We start from the raw sequence: 16,541 nt of genomic DNA on the forward strand, positions 1-16,541 counted from the left end.
GAATCTGGCCGAAGTCAGCCAGCGGGCTCGCCAGTTGGGCGTCACTCATATCACGCGGACAGACTTCGAGAAGTTTGGGCCCGTCGTTGGTCGTGAAGCCCCCACCATGAGGGCGATCTAATGGCCAAGCGTTCCCTCACAGAAATGGTGCAGCTTACGGCCAGGGTCCCTCGGGGACACGAGGGCTTTTGGGCGATCATCCTTGAGCTCGATGGCGTTGGGCCATGGACCCTCCGTCAGCTCGACGAGCAGACCAATGTCAATCGCGCCAGCAGCAAGGATTACGTCCACCGGCTTGAAAGGGGTGGGTTTGCGGAGCGGGTCGGCGAGGTGTCAGCGCGGAGCGGCGTTGCCAACGCAACCCTGTGGCGCCTTCTCAAAAAGCCCATTGAAGCCCCTCGGTTGGACCGACATGGCAACGAGCTGGAAGAGACTTCCGCGCAACTCCTTTGGCGTTCGATCCGCATTTTGAAGACGTTCACGTGCCGCGAACTGCAGGCGGCGGCAGAGATGCCGGAGCGACCGGTTGCACTGGCCACCGCGCGGCACTACGTGGCGGCCCTGTCTGATGTCGGGGTTGTCTCAGCGCCGCCTACCCGTGCCCCCACAGAGTGGACGTATCGGCTGCTGCGCGATGTCGGGCCTAAGGCACCCTCGGTATCGAGCGCGCTGGTCGTTTTCGATCCCAACAGCCGCCAGGTGCTCGGCGAACCCGAGATTAGGGTGATGCCATGACTAGCGATCTGACGTTCGCCCAGAAGGCAAAAGCCGCCTGGGGCGAGGTGCCCGACTGGGTTCTGGAGCTGGCGGCCCTTGCCGATGCCAGCGGCCTCAAGGGGGCCGGTGAGCGGATTGGCTACACCGGCAGCCTCGTGAGCGGCGTCCTGAACAACAAGTATCGGGGCGATCTGGTTGGCGTCGAGCAGCGCGTCCGAGGGGCTCTGATGGGCCTGATGGTCGAATGTCCGGTGCTCGGTGAAATCGACCGGAGCCGATGCCTGCAGGAGCAGCAGGAGCCCTTTCGAGCCACCTCCGCCTATCGCGCCCAGCTTTTCCATGCCTGCCGAACCGGCTGCCCGAATGCGCGGCCCACAAAAAAGGACAGTTGAAATGGCTTTGAACAGCCAGCCGGCTTCTGCCCGGCTTAAATCCGGTATCCGCCTCATGAGGGAGTTCCGCGCTCGCGGAACCATGTCGCTCGCTGACTTCGATCGCCTCGACAAGGTCCTGGCCGATGTCACTGGTGATGTCGAGCAAATGGAGCTTGCCGCCGGTACCGCCCCGATCACAACACAGCTCAAGGCGGCCGGCAGCGACATCGTCGCCCTTAAGCGCATCCTCGCCCAGCCCAACGCTGGCAAGGCGGTGCGCCGTGGCTGAAATCTTCCCCACGCGCGCTGCCGTCGAGCAGCAGGGCCAGGCCGTCGCCGATGGTCTGCGCAACATCATGCTTCTGATCCGCCAAATCCGAACGGGCGAGTATGAGGTCACCACGGATGGGATGGGCGTCATCGAGGGTCTGATCTTCATGGAGACCACACTCCTCGACGATCACCTCGACCAGGTGAAGGCCGTGCTGGCCTTCACCGAGCGCCTTGAGGCTCAGACCATCCGCGCGGTGAAGGAGGTCGAGGAGACAGATGCTGAGATCGCCAAGCTGCTTGGTGCCGCACGGCGGTGCCTCCAGCTCCTGGCGACGACGGAGACACCGGCAACGGCCAGCGACATCCTGAAACTGATGGAGCGTGCCCTCGCATCGATCGAGAAGCGCCTGGCACTGCCCGAGGCCCCGACGCCGGCTAGCAACGTTGTGGCATTTCCCGGCCCATCTCTCACCGTGTTGGAAGGGGGCGCAGCATGATGGCGTCTTCCTTCCTTTCGACGCTCACCGCGCCGGCCACGACTAGCGCTCGGCTGGCAGTCGCTATCGCCCTTTTCATCACCGCCGAAGACGACCTGCAGGCGAGCCGAAATGACGAGGGCTATTTCCCGATCCGGAAGTTCGCGGCCCGCCGCGAGGCCTACCTCAACCTCAAAACCATCTTCGAACTGGAGTTCCCCGCATGACCCATCATTCCACTTTCACGCCCGCTCCCATCCCGTCCGGCGTAATCACCATGAATGACAACCAGTTCATGCAGGATGCCCATGGTCGCCTTTTGCCGATCGGCATGGTGAAGCCTGCCGACAAGCTCCAGGACGAGAAGGTCCGCGACATCATGGGCTGGGTTCTGGCCCTGTCCGCCCAGGTGACCCGGTTCAAAGAGCACACGATGGCCGACCTGACCGCGCTCGATACTCTGCTCGAGCAGGAATACAAGCTCGTGAAGCGCGGCAATAAGGGCAAGGGCAACCGGACCTATATGACCGTGGATGGCCTGTTCCAGATCAAGGTCCAGGTGGCGGATAGCATAGACTTCGGGCCTGAGCTGCAGGTGGGCAAGGGCCTCCTCGACGAATGCATGAATGAGTGGTCCGCGAACGCCCGACCCGAGATCCAGGCGATCGTGACGCGCGCCTTCAACACCGACAAGGAAGGCAAGATCAACCGCAGCGAGATCTTCATGCTGCTGCGCCTCGATATCGAGGACGAGCGCTGGCAGAACGCCATGCGCGCGATCCGCGATGCCATGCGCGTCGTCGGGAAGAAGGAATATGTCCGCTTCTTCACGCGGGCCTCGGCCGAGGACGGCTGGACGACCATCACCATCGATCTGGCCCAGGCATAGGTGGTGGCCATGTTCACGGATGAATTCATCAAGGCGTATCCCACCCCCTGGCGCGGTGAGGAGGGCGAAATTCTCGACGCCAATGGAAGCGTCATCGAAATCGTCTGCGATGCCGCCGACCAGGAGTTCTGGCAGAACATCATCAACGCCGTGAACGGGGCTTCCGCACGGCTTCTCGTCCCTGATGAGGAGTTGCTCCGTGTCGGTGAGAAGGTGGTCGAGATGTGCGCTCTGGTGTCTTCGGCACAGGAAGGCGCCGAAGCTTCCTGGCATTTCGAAATCGATGATGACCGCTATCGCATTGCGATCAGAACCGCCCAACCGATGGGGGAATCGCACTGATGGCACGCATCTATCTCGCCTCATCCTGGCGTAACCCTCAACAGCCCTTGCTCGTAGAGGTGCTCCGCTCCCATGGCCATCAGGTCTATGACTTCCGCAACCCGCCATACGCTACAGGTTTCTCGTGGCCGGAGATCGGTCTCGATGCCGCAAATTGTACGGCCGAGGAGTATCGAACTGCGGTTCTCACCCATCCACGCGCTGCCCAGGCGTTCAATTCCGATTTTGGCGCCATGCGCTGGGCAGACACCTGTCTGCTCGTGCTGCCGTGCGGGCGGTCCGCGCATCTTGAGCTGGGGTGGATGGCCGGCGCCGGCAAGCGCACCTTAATCCTAACGCAGGACGGCCAGGAGCCTGAACTCATGGCCCTCCTGGCTGATCGGATTTGCATCAGCGTTGATGAAGTTCTCACCGAATTGGGTGGCAAATGAGTGGCACCCAAACTTGGCCCGACGACGTCGTCGCAACTCTGAAGGAACTGGTCCGAGAGGGTCATTCTGGCGGGCAGATCGCTAAAGCGCTTGGGCTGACGCGAAATCAGGTGGTCGGCAAGGTCATGCGCATGAAGCTGCAGTTGACTGGTGGACTGCCCGTTGCAGAAACGGCCACGCCTGCTGCCGCCATAGCAGCCAAACGGGCGCCCGCCGTCACCCGCGCGGTCAAGGTGAAACCCCAAATCGTGGCAACCTCGGTATCGGCGGCCAGTTCAGCTCCGCGTCCGGCCCCTCCCGAGATCGCGGCCCAGCGTGCCGATGACTATCTGACCTCGACGGCAAGGCGGCGGGCATTCGATCCGGCGTTTGCCCCGCCAAGCGCGAAACTCGTCCCGCTGGTCGAGCTGAAAAGGGGCATGTGCAAGTGGCCGCTGTTCGAAAGTGGGCCGGCCATCTTCTGCGGCTGTGCAGTAAGTGCGCTGGACGCTGTAGGACAGCCCGATCGGTATTGCGATGATCATGCCAAGATGAGCCGGGGGACGTCATGACCGTCCTCCGCGTGAATTTCAGTGATGGGCAGTGGTGGGAAGTCGATAGCGATAGCCACCACATTATCGGCGCCAGCGCTGGCCTCGGTGCAGTTTGGGCTAGCGGCAAGATCGCCGTTGACCCCGCGACCTTGGTCGTCGGCAAGAAGCCCAAGTATTTCACCAACGGCCCGGCCAGTTCCTACCTGTTCGGCCAGCTTATCGCTGGCCTGAAGCCAGCTGCGGAGATCGCCGGCGCGACACCCCTCGAAATGGCGGCGCGGTCATGACGTTCGGCTATCGTATCGAGATCCGCGCGACGGTCAGCTATGCCGGCGGCAAGGAAGAGTTCACGGGGTATCGAGCGCCGACTGAGCCCGATTTCACCCGTGAACAGGTGATGGCCGCAGTCAACGCCACGCTCCGGGTCATCCAGGACGACATCAAGGGATTTGTCCGCTTCGAGCCTCGCAAGGCCGTTGCCGAGGATCGGCCCGAAGAGCTGGGCGAGGAGCTGCAAAAACTGGACACGGTCCGGAAGGGAGCGGCATCATGACCGGCATCTATTGGTCCGAGGGCGAAACCAACATCAAGAAGTATGGCGCCACCACGAGCGGTTCGAAGACCGTCATTCGCGTCGAGATCGAAACGTCGGATCATTTCGCGGCGGGCTCGATCCTTTCGTCCATCGAACGTGCGCATGCCGCTCAAACTCCACCGACGCGGCCTCCAGTCCGCCCCACCAAACGCACCAAGCTCGCGGCCCCCTTGCTGCAGCTGACCCACCGTTCCGGAGAAGAAGATTGAGCGCGATTGCCGCTATCCATGTCGCCAAGAAAGAGCTGGGGCTCGACGACGAAACCTATCGCTCCTTCCTCCATATGGTGGTTGGGAAAACCTCGACAAAGGACATGTCGCCGGCCGAGCACGGCCGTGTTCTCGATGCCATGGTTGCGAGGGGAGCAGGGCAGAAGAGGCAGACCCAGACGCTTGCGGGGCCTTATGGCGCCAAGCTGCAGGCACTGTGGCTCTCAGGTTGGAACCTTGGACTTGTGCGCAACAACGACGACGAAGCGCTGCTCGCTTTTGTCCGGGGCCAGACTGGCATCGATCACACCCGCTTTCTCCGGAACGCCAAAGATGCTCGCAAGGCAGTTGAAGGCCTGAAGAAGTGGCTGGAGCGCGGCGGCGTAGACTGGTCCATTACTGAAGACCCGAAGGACTGTGTCATTGCCGCCCAGGTAAAGCGGCTTGCCGGTGACCGCGTGGTCCATCTGCCCAGCGTTGCGGCTTGGGCCGCGGGCAAGGCTGATGACAAGGCCAAGATCGCTTTGATGAAGCGCCTCGGCTCGCGCATTCGTGCTCAGGGTGATGCGTGATGGGTGCCCCCAAGCCAGTCGCCGGCTACCCCAGCACCACGGCTGCCGTGCACGCCATGCGAGAGGCCGGAAAGAGCACGCGGGACATCGCCGCTGCACTGGGCATAAACGCCAACGCAGTCAGTGCGCTGGAGGCGTCAGCGATCCGTGCCCAGGCACGCCGGAAAGTGCCCGGCGCCATCGAAGGGCGCGGAATGGTGCTTCCGCTCGACGTGCTCAATCACATGCGACGTCCTGCATCGCGCCGCGGTATCGAACCTCACGAACTGGCCGTTCGGATCATCAAGACCGTGGTTATGTCTGGACTGATCGACGCCGTCCTCGACGACGATATAGCGGGCTAGACAATGAGCGGTCTGCCCCAGGTCATTGCAGAGATCGCCGAAGTGGCCGGGCCGGATGCGGCCTGGGCGCTGGCGGCCGCGCGTGGCGGGCAGCAGGTTTTCATTCCTGCCACGGTCAAGCCCGGTCACTGGCTCGCAGACCTAGTTGGGCTTGAAGCTGCTGAGAAGATTTGTGGGCACTTTTCAGCGAACGGCCGGGGCGATACCATATTGATCCCGATGGCGACTCTTGCGCGGAAAAGGGAAGCTATTGCCCGCGCTCTCTCCGGAGGGGCGAAGATCGACCAGGCGGCAGGAATGGCCGGCGTTCATCGTCGTACCGTGTTCCGGCACAAGCGCCGGCGTACGGAAGCGGCCGACCGCCCCACCGATCAGGGCGACTTCTTCGATTGACATGTGACGGTTGTCACCACCAAGTTATTTTGAAATCCATGAAATCCTGAAGCTTTGCAGGGACTTGGTGACACTGTCACCAGCAACTCAATTCCGGGATTCAGCCAGATTTGAACCAGCTTTGGCGCCGGTTCAAGAGGCATTCCCACATGGTCAAAATCACCCAGCTTTCGGATAGCGGCGACACCGTCCTCGTTGAGGAAGAAGGCGATGTGCTCGTCGCCTACAAATGCCCCGCCGGCGTGTGGACGATCAGCACCGGCCTGACTGCCGCTTCCGGTGTCGTAAAGCCTCAGAAGGGCATGACCATCACGCGGGACGAGAGCCGTCGCCTTCGCCGCGAAGCGCTGAAGCGGAATTATGAACCGGCTGTCGCTGCCGTCATCAATACCGAGCGCGAGAATGTCTTCGATGGCGCTCTGCTGTTCCACTGGAATACCGGAGCCATCCGCCGGGCAAGTTGGGTGTCGCTGTTCCTGGCGGGGTCTTTCGCCAAGGCGAAGAGTTCGTTTTTCTCCTGGAACAAGGGCGGCGGCAAGGTGTTGCCAGGTCTGGTTCGTCGTCGCGATCGTGAATGGAACATCATCGAGAACGGCCGCTATGGCGCCGTTGACGGGCGCTCGGTGCCCAACTCTCTCACCGTCTTTGCCGACCATATCCATGACTTCAAAGCGCTCGGCTATGACGTCTCCAAGGGTGCCGTCACCACCATCACGGCCTTTCAGCGCGACCATGGGCTCAAGTTGGACGGCCTCATCGGCCCGGCCACCCGTGCCACCCTGCAGCGCGCTTTGGCCGAGAAAAGTGCTGTCAGCAAGGCGGCCGCGGGCGGAACAGCTGGTGGCGTGGGCGGCGCTGGCGCCGATGCTGTAACCGCACCTTCCGACGCCGTTGTCGATCCGACCATGCTCCTTTGGGTTGGCATTGGTGCTCTTGCCGTGGCTGGGCTTGTGTGGGGTGGCCTTTGGCTCTGGCGCCATCGCGGACCGGCCTTCGCCTGGCTGCCTGAACCGATGAAGGACTGGTTCGAAGATCGCGGCATCGTGCTCGGCCGCCGCGTTCGCACTTGATTTGAACGCCGTTTGAAGGAAGCTAAAATGGCAAATCTCGACCTCGCCGGCGTATTGACCAAAGCTGGCGCCCCGTTCCTCAAGAAGATCATCGAAGGTTCTCTGCCCGCACCCTGGAATCAGGCCGCTGGGCCGCTGGTGGACATCCTGGCCGAGCGGCTAGGTGCACCCGAGCAGACGGCCGAGGCCGTCGTTGAGCGCTACAATGCCAATCCCAATGTCGCCGGCGCTATCATCCAGGAGGTCGAGGCAGACCCCAGCGTGATCCTGGCTGGTGTCGAGCAGCAAAGGGAAACCAATGCGCTCCTGCTCGCCGAAATGAAGGAGCCGCTCTGGACCTGGGCGTGGCGGCCCGCGGGCATGTGGGGACTGGGCGTCCTGTGGTTCTGGAACATCATCGGGCTGCATGCCCTCAATGCGATTTTTAAGATCGCCTTGCCGCCAACCGACAACGGCATCCTGTTCCAACTATCCGCGCTCTATATGGGCCTCTATATGGGCGGCCACACGGTGAAGGACTTCGTCGCAAAGAAGTGGGGCGGCGTGGCCTGATGGACTTCACCATTCTTGCCGCCATTACTACGGTGGCAGCTGCACTCACCAGCGGTTTGACCATCTGGAATTTCTTCCAGTCACCCAGCAAGCAGAACGCCCAGGACATTGCCGCCCTCGGCTCCAAGCTCAATGCTCGCATCGACACCTTCCGCGGCGAAGTCGCGCAGGAAGGCAAGGTGGTGGACGAGAAGCTGGACAACGTAACCGGCCGCGTCAGCAAGCTCGAAACCATCGTCGAGCAGATGCCCGACAAGGACAGCATGCACCGCCTCGAGCTTGGCCTCGAGCGTGTCGCTGGTCAACTCAACACCATGAACGAGCGCCTCAACCCGATCGACAATCTGTCGCGCCGGCTCCAGGAAGTGCTGCTGGACAAGACCAAATGACCAATCACGACATCCAGCATCGCGAAGCGCGCCTCGTCATCCTGCGTTTCCTCGCCGACGAGGTGAACCGCACCATGACCTCGTCCGCACTGACCGTGCGCATGAACGAAATGTTCCTTTTCAACAAGGAACGGGCATGGGTCGAACAAGAGTTGGACTATCTTGCCGAGATGGGCGCCATCACCTTGGTCCAGGCCGGGAGCGTCAAGGTGGCACGCCTACTTAAGCATGGTGCGCGGCATCTGAGCTGGGGCATCATCATCCCCAACGTTAAGCGGACCAGCGATCCCATCGTCCTCCCCGAAACCGAGGATTGAGCCATGGCCAAGGGGCGCGGCCGGCTATCGTCCATTGACCTGTTGCCGATCGAGGCGGCGGACGATGTGCTCTGGGCCAATCAGGAACTCTACGCTCGTCAGCGACCGATCACGGATATCCTGGCCGAGTTCAATGAGCGGCTTGAAGCCAAGGGTATCGAGCAGATTTCTCGGACCGCGTTCTACAACCGGTCAATGCGCATCGCTGCAGCTCAGACCCGTATGCGTCAGGCTCGCGAGATGTTCGAAGGGCTATCCAGCGAGTTCACGGCCGAGGATGTCGACGAGAACACGGTCATCCTGGGTGAGTTCATCAAGACCCTGATCCAAGAGTTGGTGGACGATTCATCCGGTCGACGCTCGCCCAAGGACGCCATGGAACTGGCCCGCGCTTACCAGGCGACCGTCGCTGCGCAAAAGATGTCGACCGATCGACGCCTTAAGCTGCAGGCGGAACTGGCCGACAAAACCGAGGAAGTCGTGCGTGAGGTCGGCAAGACCCACGGCTGGTCTGAAGAGACAGTGGACGACGCTCTTGCGAAGGTGCTTGGCGTCGAGGTGAAGCGCAAATGAACATCGTCGTCTGCCGATGCTGCAATCCCGGATGCATTCACTCCGTCCGTCTCGTGCCGTTCGCGACCGTCATGGGCTTTGTCGATCTCACCGAGGGCCTCTGCCGAGACTGTCTCGAGCAGGCCGCTCCCGATCGGCGCGCACTCCTGGCAACGGCAAGGCTCGAGCTGCGGCTTACCCCAGGCCTTGCGCAAATCGTCCTCCTCGTGCGGGCGTGGGACGCGGTCAAGATGTCGGTGGCGGAGCGCTCCAGCAGAAGGGCGGCATGATGTATTGCACCTATTGCGGCTCGCGCTCGCATCCGACCTCGCATTGTCCGAAGACTTGGGGCGGATCGAGCGCCCGGACGGGACTTCACTGCACATATTGCGGCGGCCGCGATCACAACTACGAAGCCTGCACCAAGCACCCCGGCGGCGGTAAGATGCCGGGCGCCATCCGGATCGAGCGCCGATGACCACCCAGTTCACGAAAGAACAATGGGCGGAGATGCGTCGGAAGGCGAAAGCCGTGTCCAATGCCGCCATCGACAAAGCGATCGCCGGTGTCGGCAAGTCCCAGACCGCCCTTCCTAAGGCTTTCCTGGGCTACCAGGCACACGTCGTCGAGTTGCTCGAGGACGTGGGCACATCCGTCCTGGTCGTGGAAAAGTCGCGCCGTATCGGTTTGACGTGGGGCCTTGCAGCCTATGCGGTGCTGCGGGCAGCTCGTCAGCGCACCGCCGGCGGCATGGACGTGCATTACATTTCCTATGCCCAGGCGATGACGCGTGACTTTATCTCTGACTGCGCCGATTGGGCCCGTGCCTTCGGGCATGCCGCCGGCGAGGTCCAGGAGTATATGTGGCCTGACGGGAAGGACGAGAACGGCGCCGATCGTTTCATCCAGGCGTTCCGTATCACCTTCGCGTCCGGATTCGAGATCAACGGTCTCAGCTCGGCGCCGCGCTCGTTGCGCGGCAAGCAGGGCGTGGTCATCATTGACGAGGCTGCCTTCGTCGACAATCTCGGCGAACTTCTGAAGGCTGCTCTCGCATTGCTCATGTGGGGCGGCCAGGTCATCGTCTGCTCGACCCATGACGGCGCCGAGAACCCGTTCAACCTTCTCGTCCAGGACGTGCTGGGCAAGCGCTTGCCCTACAAGCATGTGCATATCGACTTCGATGAGGCGCTGCAGGATGGCCTCTTCGAGCGCATCTGTCTGCGCCGCGGCCGCGAATGGACGCCGGAGACCGAGGCGGCCTGGCGCGAGGAAATCATCTCCTTCTATGGTGATGGTGCCGATGAGGAGCTTTATTGCGTTCCATCGATGGGCTCCGGTTCTTGGCTGCCCACTCCGCTCATCGAAGCGCGCATGACCGAGGAGGCACCGATCCAGCGGCTTGAGCTGCCCCCCAATTTCCTGCACCTGATGGAGTGGGAACGGGCGGCGCTTCTAGAAGACTTCTACGTCAAACTTGAGGCGGCCCTGGCGGGGCTCGACCTGTCACTGCTTTTCGCGGCCGGGTTCGACTTTGCCCGTTATGTCGACCTGTCGATTTTCCACCTGTTGTCGATCGACAGCAAGCTCAAGCGCCGCTCCGCTCTCACCATCGAAATGCGCGGTGTGCCTGGCGATGAGCAAAAGGGGATCGTTCGGATGGTGCTTGAGCACCTCCGAGGGCGCCTGGTGGGTGCCGCCTTCGACGCTACCGGCATGGGCTGGACGGTCGCTGAAGATATGGGCCGCATATTTGGGCTGCGCGAATCCGAGGACGGCAGCGGCCTGGTCTGGGCCATCAAGTTCACCGAGGACTGGTATCGTATCAATATGCCGCCCCTGAAGGTGGCGTTTGAAGACGACGTGATCGCCCTCGTGAAGGACGATTTGCACGTCACCGACCTGCGGGCGGTAAAAGTTGTCCGCGGCGTGCCGAAGGTCCCGCAGGTCCGAGAGGGCACAGCCGGGAAGAAGCGCCATGCTGACTTTGCCGTCGCCCTGGCCCTGGCTTATTTCGCCAGCCGCATGCGTTGGGCCGAATATGACTACATCCCCGTGCCGGCCCGTGCGAGCCGGTTTGAGCAGCCAGCGGGCGAAGATCAATGGGGACGCGAGCGAACGGGCGCCTTCGCCCCGGCCACCCCGTTCCGCATGACGTCGCTCCGCAACTCCCGAGGTCTTATCTGATGGGCATCTTCGACTTTATTCCGGCTCTTCTCGGCTCTCGGCCCACCAGCGCGCCGGCGCCAGCGGAGAAGACCGAGCCAGTGCTCTCAACGCCCGAAAATCAGCAGGCTGGTCCTACTGCCTCAATCGTCGGGCGCACTGCCTATGGCGGCCATCCGGCGGCAGGCCTCACGCCAGAGCGACTGGCGATGATCCTTCGCGCCTCCATCACTGGAAGCCCACGCCTTTATCTCGAGCTGGCCGAGGATATTGAAGAGCGCTATCCGCAATATCTGTCGGTGCTTTCCACCCGCAAACGGGCGGTCAAGGGACTGGAGATCCGCGTGGAAGCCGCCGGCACGTCGGCTGCAGACAAGGCGGAGGCCGATCTCGTCCGGGAAGTGGTCGAAAGCTCGAGCTTCACGCTCTCGATCATCGACATGCTCGACGCGATCGGCAAGAGCTTCTCCGCGACCGAGATCATCTGGAACACGAAGTCGCGCCCCTGGAAGCCGGCCGAGTTCAAGTTTCGAGATCCGCGCCATTTCGAGTTCGACCGGACCGACCCGGAGAAACTGCTCTTGATCGGCGCCAATGGTGGGCTCGAGGAGCTACGCCCTCACAGCTGGGTCGTCCATCGTGCGCGGGCTAAGTCGGGCTTGACCATCCGAGGCGGCCTCGCTCGGCCGGTTGCCTGGCTCTACTTTTTCCAGTCGTTCACCCTCAAGGACTGGGCGATCTTTGCCGAGGCCTATGGCCAGCCCATGCGCCTCGGCAAGTTCGATCCGGGCGCGAGCCCGCAGGACAAGGAAGTCCTCCTGCAGGCGGTCCATTCCATCGGCAGCGACTTTGCCGCCATTATTCCGCAAGCCATGGCCGTAGAGTTCGTCCAGGCGCAGATCACTGGCTCGACCGATCTCTATGAGCGTCGTGCCGACTGGCTCGATCGACAGACCTCCAAAGTTGTCCTGGGCCAGACCGGCACAACCGATTCATCCAGCGGTTCGGGATACGCCCAGGCGAAGGTGCATGATGAAGTCCGCGAGGACATCGTGGAATCCGACGCTGAGCAGTTGGCCGATACGCTCAACCAGCAGCTGGTGATCGCACTGATCGACCTCAATTTCGGTCAGCGCCAGCGCAGCGGTTATCCCAAGATCATCATCGGCCGGCCCGAGCAGGAAGACATCGCTGCATGGGTGGACCATGTCGCCAAAGTGGTGCCGCTCGGCGTACCTGTCACCATCGAAGAGGCGCAGAACAAGATAGGCATCACGCCGCCTCAGGCTGGCCAGCCGCTCCTCATGGCTCGCCAGCCGTCAGCGCCGGCGCCTAATGAGGACAAAAAGGACCAGACCAAGCTACTCGCAGCGGCGGTGCGCGCAGGAATGCCCGATGCTGTCGATCTTGCCATCGCCGAAACACTGGGAAATGGCGGCTTCGTGCCCCTGATGGCCCCGCTCGTGGGTGACTTCCAGCAGCGCCTTGCCGCTGCCACGACTGTCGAGGAGGCACAGGAACTCCTCGCTGAGGCCTTTGCCCAGCTCGACGTCTCGGCCCTCGCCGAGCAGCTGGCCCAGGCCAGTTTTGCCGCTCGTCTTGCCGGCGAACTGGACGAGGATATCTGATGCCGGTCAGCCTGACGCCGGTCGCGCCGGCCGACGCCATCGCCGCCCTCGAGGCCCGCGGCAAAGCCCTGGTGCCATCCTTCCGGTGGCAAGAGCGGTATGCCGACGAACATGCCCGCGCCTTCACGGTGGCAAAGTCGGTCGGCTTCGACATTCTCAAAGACATTTTCGCCGGTCTTGAAGCGGCGTTGAAGGAGGGAACAACGCCAAAGCAGTTCAGCCAGGAGCTGACACCCCTCCTGCAGGCCAAGGGCTGGTGGGGGCGCCGGTCAGTCCTCAACCCCGAAGGCGAGATGGAGAACGTTCAGCTCGGCTCGCCGCGCAGGCTGCAGCTGATGTTCGATGTCAACATGCGCGTCAGCTACGCTGCGGGGCATTGGGCCAGTTTTGAGCGCAATCGGGCCGCGCGGCCATTCCTCCGCTATGTGGCCATCATGGACGAGAATACGCGTCCGACACACGCCCAGCACCACAACCTGGTCCTTCCGATCGACCATCCCCACTGGAAGGTATGGGCGCCGCCCTGCGGTTGGAACTGCCGCTGCTCTTTGCAGAGCTTAAGCCAACGAGACGTTGATCGGCTGGTGAAGCAAGGCGTGCCGCTCAAATTCGAACCGCCGACGATCGCTGCCTTTCCCTGGGAGAATAAAGTAACGGGCGAAGTGCGGTTCGTCCCTGAGGGCATTGATCCTGGCTGGGACTACAATCCGGGTCAGGCCGGTTACATGGGCTCTGTAAATGCCAACCTGACCGACAAGGTCAGCCGCGCGCCATTGCCTGTCATGAGGGCCGGCATCGAGGAGCGGCTCGCCTCTGCCGATTTCGAGCGCTTCCTGCGGGCCCCTGAGGGCTCAATGCCCATCGGCATACTGACCGATGATCTCGCGCAAGCACTTGGAGCCGCCGAGCGGGCCCGCGCTGTCGCACTGTCCGATGACGTTATGCGCCGCCAGCTTCGCGACCAGCCCGACCTGACGGCCGCTGACTACCGGCGCCTGCCTGGCATCTTTGCCGATCCCGCCCTGGTCCTGCAGGACGGCGATCGTTCGCTCTTGCTGCTCAAGAAGGTGGGAGAACAGTGGTGGGCGGCGGCCGCCCGATCAACCGCTTCTGGTCAGGGGCTCTATCTCGAGAACCTTCGTGGGATTACCGACGCCCAGCTTGCTCGCTTGGTTGGTCGCACTGGCACGAAAGTCATCGTCGATCGCCGCTAAGGGAAGTTGAAAGCGGCATGCTAGAGCAAGATTGACAGAGAAGCCCGTGGGCCGTTTTAGTGGCCATGGAACGGGCGCTGGCAGCGACCAAAGCCGATTCGTGGGTTCTACCCCCTTCAAAACCCCTTCAATGGCGAAGCCGCTCGCGTTGGAAGGGTGCCATCTCCAACTTGCAGCCGGGAATTAGGTCGAGGTGACATTGTCACCTGCAATCCGATTTGGGGATTGCGGCAGTGTCGCTGGCATGAACCAGCCCGTCAACATCTTCGAAATTTCCGCAGCGACCGTCGCTGACCAGGGAGAGAACTGGATAAAGCTTCTCCCCGCCGGCCGGTTCCGTCTTCGCGACGGCCGTGGCGGCGACCTCGACGCCGGCAGCGTGGCCGACATGCAGAAGATCGTCGACCGCACCCGGGCGTACTTCGGCAGCACCGACCTGATGATCGACTACGATCACGAGCTAGTCCGTGCCCAGAAGGACGGCGGCCGCGCCGAGGCCGCAGGCTGGATCAAGGACATGCAGGTTCGCGTCGACGGCATCTACGGCCGGGTCGAGTGGACCGCCGCTGCCGCCGCCAAAATCCGCGCGCTTGAATATCGGTACATCTCGCCCTGGTTCCAGGCGCTCAAGGATGGCCGTGTCCACCAGCTGCTGAACGCTGCCCTGGTCAACATGCCCGCGCTGGACCTCTCGGCAATCGCTGCCTCCCTTTTTGTTTCAACCGAGGACACCTCAATGGAAAAGATCGCCAAGGCTTTGGGCCTTGCCGACAATGCCAGCCAGGACGCCATCCTGGCTGCCATCACCGATCGTCATAGCAAGATCGCTGCTGCGGTCGGGCTAGCCGCGGATGCCAAATTCGACGACGTCGTTGCTGCGGTTTCTGCCGGCGCCGGCGGCATGGGTCGCATCGCGGCCGCAGTCGGGCTGGCCGGCAATGCCGCGCTCGACGACATTGTTGCCGCAGCTGCAGGGAGTGCCTCGCAGTTCGTGCCGCTTGCCCGGTTCAATGATCTCAAGGTTCAGCTCAACGATCTGTCCGCTTCCGTCTCGAAGCGCGATGTCGATGAAGCTGTCCAAGCCGCGATCGACGACGGCAAGATCACGCCGGCACAGGAAATCTGGGCGCGGAATTACGCCGGCGCCGACCTTGCCGGTTTCAAGTCCTTCGCCGCCAGCGCCCAGCCGGTCGTCAAGCCGCAGGGCAAGGATGGGCTGCCGGCCGACAAGGTGGGCGATCTCACCGCCGACCAAATCGCCGCTAAGGCCCAGGCCTATATCGCCGAGCAGGGCAAGGTCGGAATCGTCGTCGACATCATCGCCGCGGTGAATCACGTCACCGAACAGGCTGGGAAGTAGGAGCGGTCATGACTTCGCTTGTCCTCAAAAAGTCCTTCAAGGCCACTGCAGCCGCCATCGCCGGCTTCCTGATCGCCAAGCATTCGGCCGCCAATGGCACGATCGAGGTTGCGTCCAGCAGCACTGATCCGCTGATCGGCGCCGTCGACAGTCTCGGTGTCGAAGCCAGCGGTCTGGCCGACTTCAATCTCGCCGGCATGGCTCCGGTGCGCCTCGGTGGGGCAGTTGCTGCAGGCGATCCGCTGACCAGCGACGCCAATGCCAAGGCCATCAAGGCCCTGCCGGCCAATTCCACCCAGGTCCGCATCATCGGCTTCGCCCTCGCGGCCGGCGTGGCGGACGACATCATCGACTATCACATCGCGCCGGGGTGCCTCTCGAAGGCATCGGCGTAACCAGGACCTGATCCATGACCGTTCGTCCCTTCGTCGCCAATCCCATCCTGACCGCCATTGCCGTGGGCTATCGCAACACGGCGATTTCGCTGATCGCCGATCGCGTCCTGCCGCGCGTCGATGTCTATCTTGAAAACTTCAAGTGGACCGAATTCCCGCTGGCCGAGAGCTTCACGGTGCCGGACACCGAAGTCGGCCGCCGCGGCCAGCCCAATGTCCTGGAGTTCACCGGCACCGAGCGCACTGGCTCGGTCAAGGATCACGGCCTCGACACCGAGACTGTCGACGGCGCCGATCAGCGGATCAGTGCTGCTGGACGCAACCTCGATCGTGCCATTGGCGGCCGAATGCTTGGCGATCAGGAAGCCGGCGATGGCGGCTGCAGTGGTCCAGGATGCCAACGACTATGCGGCTGGCCGCAAGATCACCTTGGTCGGTAACGATCAGTTCTCGGACTTCGCTAACTCCGACCCTTATGGCGTGATTGACGCCGCGATGAACGGGACGCTCATCTATCGCCCCAACACGATGGCATTTGGCCGTGTCGTCTGGAACGTGATCAAGCGTCATCCCAAGCTCATCAAGGCGGTTAAGGGTGGGCTTACTGAAGACGGGGCAATCCGTCGTGAGCAGTTTGCCGACCTCTTCGAGATCGACCCAGCACGCCTTCTGATCGGTGAAGGCTGGATCAACACGGCCAAGAAGGGCCAGGCGGCCAACCTTCAGCAGATTTGGGGCAAGTCCATCCAG

Annotated in this window: 27 protein-coding genes and 1 pseudogene; all 28 read left to right on the top strand. The window is 62.4% G+C overall.

The annotated features are described in order from the left end of the window. The first annotated feature begins 120 nt into the window (after nucleotides 1-120). Nucleotides 121-735, top strand: a complete 615-nt coding sequence (locus J0I64_RS14660; protein WP_291409531.1) for a hypothetical protein — start codon at nucleotides 121-123, stop codon at nucleotides 733-735. Beyond that, nucleotides 732-1,109 (top strand): transcriptional regulator, encoded by a 378-nt coding sequence (locus J0I64_RS14665; RefSeq protein ID WP_291409533.1) that lies wholly within the window; start codon nucleotides 732-734, stop codon nucleotides 1,107-1,109. The genes J0I64_RS14660 and J0I64_RS14665 overlap by 4 nt, the downstream gene beginning before the upstream one ends. A gap of 1 nt (nucleotide 1,110) precedes the next feature. Beyond that, the gene (locus J0I64_RS14670) at nucleotides 1,111-1,380 is read left to right on the top strand and encodes a hypothetical protein (RefSeq protein WP_291409535.1); all 270 of its coding nucleotides are present in this window, start codon (nucleotides 1,111-1,113) and stop codon (nucleotides 1,378-1,380) included. Then, nucleotides 1,373-1,861: a hypothetical protein gene (locus tag J0I64_RS14675; protein WP_291409537.1), complete on the top strand. Its 489-nt coding sequence runs from the start codon at nucleotides 1,373-1,375 to the stop codon at nucleotides 1,859-1,861. The genes J0I64_RS14670 and J0I64_RS14675 overlap by 8 nt, the downstream gene beginning before the upstream one ends. Next, a complete protein-coding gene (locus tag J0I64_RS14680; protein ID WP_291409539.1) occupies nucleotides 1,858-2,067 on the top strand; it encodes a hypothetical protein in 210 nt (69 codons plus the stop codon). Before J0I64_RS14675 ends, J0I64_RS14680 begins: the two co-directional genes overlap by 4 nt. 50 nt (nucleotides 2,068-2,117) lie before the next feature. Continuing rightward, nucleotides 2,118-2,729 carry a DUF3164 family protein gene (locus J0I64_RS14685; RefSeq protein WP_291409581.1) on the top strand — a complete coding sequence of 204 codons (612 nt, stop codon included), beginning with the start codon at nucleotides 2,118-2,120 and terminating at the stop codon, nucleotides 2,727-2,729. A 9-nt stretch (nucleotides 2,730-2,738) separates the two neighbouring features. Beyond that, nucleotides 2,739-3,071: a hypothetical protein gene (locus tag J0I64_RS14690; protein ID WP_291409541.1), complete on the top strand. Its 333-nt coding sequence runs from the start codon at nucleotides 2,739-2,741 to the stop codon at nucleotides 3,069-3,071. Then, a complete protein-coding gene (locus J0I64_RS14695) occupies nucleotides 3,071-3,502 on the top strand; it encodes a hypothetical protein (protein WP_366933747.1) in 432 nt (143 codons plus the stop codon). The genes J0I64_RS14690 and J0I64_RS14695 overlap by 1 nt, the downstream gene beginning before the upstream one ends. Then, nucleotides 3,499-4,053 carry a GcrA family cell cycle regulator gene (locus tag J0I64_RS14700; RefSeq protein ID WP_291409543.1) on the top strand — a complete coding sequence of 185 codons (555 nt, stop codon included), beginning with the start codon at nucleotides 3,499-3,501 and terminating at the stop codon, nucleotides 4,051-4,053. The genes J0I64_RS14695 and J0I64_RS14700 overlap by 4 nt, the downstream gene beginning before the upstream one ends. After that, nucleotides 4,050-4,322 carry a hypothetical protein gene (locus J0I64_RS14705; protein ID WP_291409545.1) on the top strand — a complete coding sequence of 91 codons (273 nt, stop codon included), beginning with the start codon at nucleotides 4,050-4,052 and terminating at the stop codon, nucleotides 4,320-4,322. The genes J0I64_RS14700 and J0I64_RS14705 overlap by 4 nt, the downstream gene beginning before the upstream one ends. Continuing rightward, nucleotides 4,319-4,588, top strand: a complete 270-nt coding sequence (locus J0I64_RS14710) for a hypothetical protein (protein WP_291409547.1) — start codon at nucleotides 4,319-4,321, stop codon at nucleotides 4,586-4,588. The genes J0I64_RS14705 and J0I64_RS14710 overlap by 4 nt, the downstream gene beginning before the upstream one ends. After that, the gene (locus J0I64_RS14715) at nucleotides 4,585-4,839 is read left to right on the top strand and encodes a hypothetical protein (RefSeq protein ID WP_291409549.1); all 255 of its coding nucleotides are present in this window, start codon (nucleotides 4,585-4,587) and stop codon (nucleotides 4,837-4,839) included. Before J0I64_RS14710 ends, J0I64_RS14715 begins: the two co-directional genes overlap by 4 nt. Then, on the top strand, nucleotides 4,836-5,411 hold the full coding sequence (locus tag J0I64_RS14720; protein WP_291409551.1) for a regulatory protein GemA: 576 nt from the start codon (nucleotides 4,836-4,838) through the stop codon (nucleotides 5,409-5,411). Before J0I64_RS14715 ends, J0I64_RS14720 begins: the two co-directional genes overlap by 4 nt. Further along, the gene (locus tag J0I64_RS14725; protein ID WP_291409553.1) at nucleotides 5,411-5,755 is read left to right on the top strand and encodes a hypothetical protein; all 345 of its coding nucleotides are present in this window, start codon (nucleotides 5,411-5,413) and stop codon (nucleotides 5,753-5,755) included. The genes J0I64_RS14720 and J0I64_RS14725 overlap by 1 nt, the downstream gene beginning before the upstream one ends. A 3-nt stretch (nucleotides 5,756-5,758) precedes the next feature. Then, on the top strand, nucleotides 5,759-6,148 hold the full coding sequence (locus J0I64_RS14730) for a helix-turn-helix domain-containing protein (protein ID WP_291409555.1): 390 nt from the start codon (nucleotides 5,759-5,761) through the stop codon (nucleotides 6,146-6,148). Between the two features lie 149 nt (nucleotides 6,149-6,297). After that, on the top strand, nucleotides 6,298-7,218 hold the full coding sequence (locus J0I64_RS14735) for a hypothetical protein (RefSeq protein WP_291409557.1): 921 nt from the start codon (nucleotides 6,298-6,300) through the stop codon (nucleotides 7,216-7,218). A 27-nt stretch (nucleotides 7,219-7,245) separates the two neighbouring features. Further along, entirely contained in the window at nucleotides 7,246-7,770 is a 525-nt protein-coding gene (locus tag J0I64_RS14740) for a hypothetical protein (protein WP_291409559.1), read from the top strand. Next, the gene (locus J0I64_RS14745) at nucleotides 7,770-8,159 is read left to right on the top strand and encodes a DUF2730 family protein (RefSeq protein ID WP_291409561.1); all 390 of its coding nucleotides are present in this window, start codon (nucleotides 7,770-7,772) and stop codon (nucleotides 8,157-8,159) included. The genes J0I64_RS14740 and J0I64_RS14745 overlap by 1 nt, the downstream gene beginning before the upstream one ends. Beyond that, complete coding sequence (locus tag J0I64_RS14750) at nucleotides 8,156-8,476, top strand: hypothetical protein (protein ID WP_291409563.1); 321 nt, start codon at nucleotides 8,156-8,158, stop codon at nucleotides 8,474-8,476. The genes J0I64_RS14745 and J0I64_RS14750 overlap by 4 nt, the downstream gene beginning before the upstream one ends. 3 nt (nucleotides 8,477-8,479) lie before the next feature. Further along, on the top strand, nucleotides 8,480-9,049 hold the full coding sequence (locus tag J0I64_RS14755) for a DUF3486 family protein (protein WP_291409565.1): 570 nt from the start codon (nucleotides 8,480-8,482) through the stop codon (nucleotides 9,047-9,049). Next, nucleotides 9,046-9,318 (top strand): hypothetical protein, encoded by a 273-nt coding sequence (locus J0I64_RS14760; protein ID WP_291409567.1) that lies wholly within the window; start codon nucleotides 9,046-9,048, stop codon nucleotides 9,316-9,318. The genes J0I64_RS14755 and J0I64_RS14760 overlap by 4 nt, the downstream gene beginning before the upstream one ends. 184 nt (nucleotides 9,319-9,502) lie before the next feature. Next, entirely contained in the window at nucleotides 9,503-11,215 is a 1,713-nt protein-coding gene (locus J0I64_RS14765) for a hypothetical protein (RefSeq protein WP_291409569.1), read from the top strand. Beyond that, on the top strand, nucleotides 11,215-12,822 hold the full coding sequence (locus J0I64_RS14770) for a DUF935 domain-containing protein (RefSeq protein ID WP_291409571.1): 1,608 nt from the start codon (nucleotides 11,215-11,217) through the stop codon (nucleotides 12,820-12,822). The genes J0I64_RS14765 and J0I64_RS14770 overlap by 1 nt, the downstream gene beginning before the upstream one ends. Further along, a complete protein-coding gene (locus J0I64_RS14775) occupies nucleotides 12,822-14,036 on the top strand; it encodes a phage minor head protein (protein ID WP_291409573.1) in 1,215 nt (404 codons plus the stop codon). The genes J0I64_RS14770 and J0I64_RS14775 overlap by 1 nt, the downstream gene beginning before the upstream one ends. Nucleotides 14,037-14,280: 244 nt before the next feature. After that, nucleotides 14,281-15,396 (top strand): phage protease, encoded by a 1,116-nt coding sequence (locus J0I64_RS14780; protein ID WP_291409575.1) that lies wholly within the window; start codon nucleotides 14,281-14,283, stop codon nucleotides 15,394-15,396. Between the two features lie 8 nt (nucleotides 15,397-15,404). Beyond that, the gene (locus J0I64_RS14785) at nucleotides 15,405-15,791 is read left to right on the top strand and encodes a hypothetical protein (protein ID WP_291409577.1); all 387 of its coding nucleotides are present in this window, start codon (nucleotides 15,405-15,407) and stop codon (nucleotides 15,789-15,791) included. Nucleotides 15,792-15,805: 14 nt separating this feature from the next. Beyond that, nucleotides 15,806-16,231, top strand: coding sequence for a hypothetical protein (locus J0I64_RS14790; protein ID WP_291409579.1), 426 nt, complete (start codon nucleotides 15,806-15,808; stop codon nucleotides 16,229-16,231). After that, nucleotides 16,176-16,541 (top strand): annotated as a pseudogene (locus J0I64_RS14795) (capsid protein); the annotation flags it as partial. The gene J0I64_RS14790 and the pseudogene J0I64_RS14795, both read left to right, overlap by 56 nt.

Origin of the sequence: Devosia sp., assembly GCF_017307565.1 — a bacterium.
Lineage (GTDB): Bacteria > Pseudomonadota > Alphaproteobacteria > Rhizobiales > Devosiaceae > Devosia.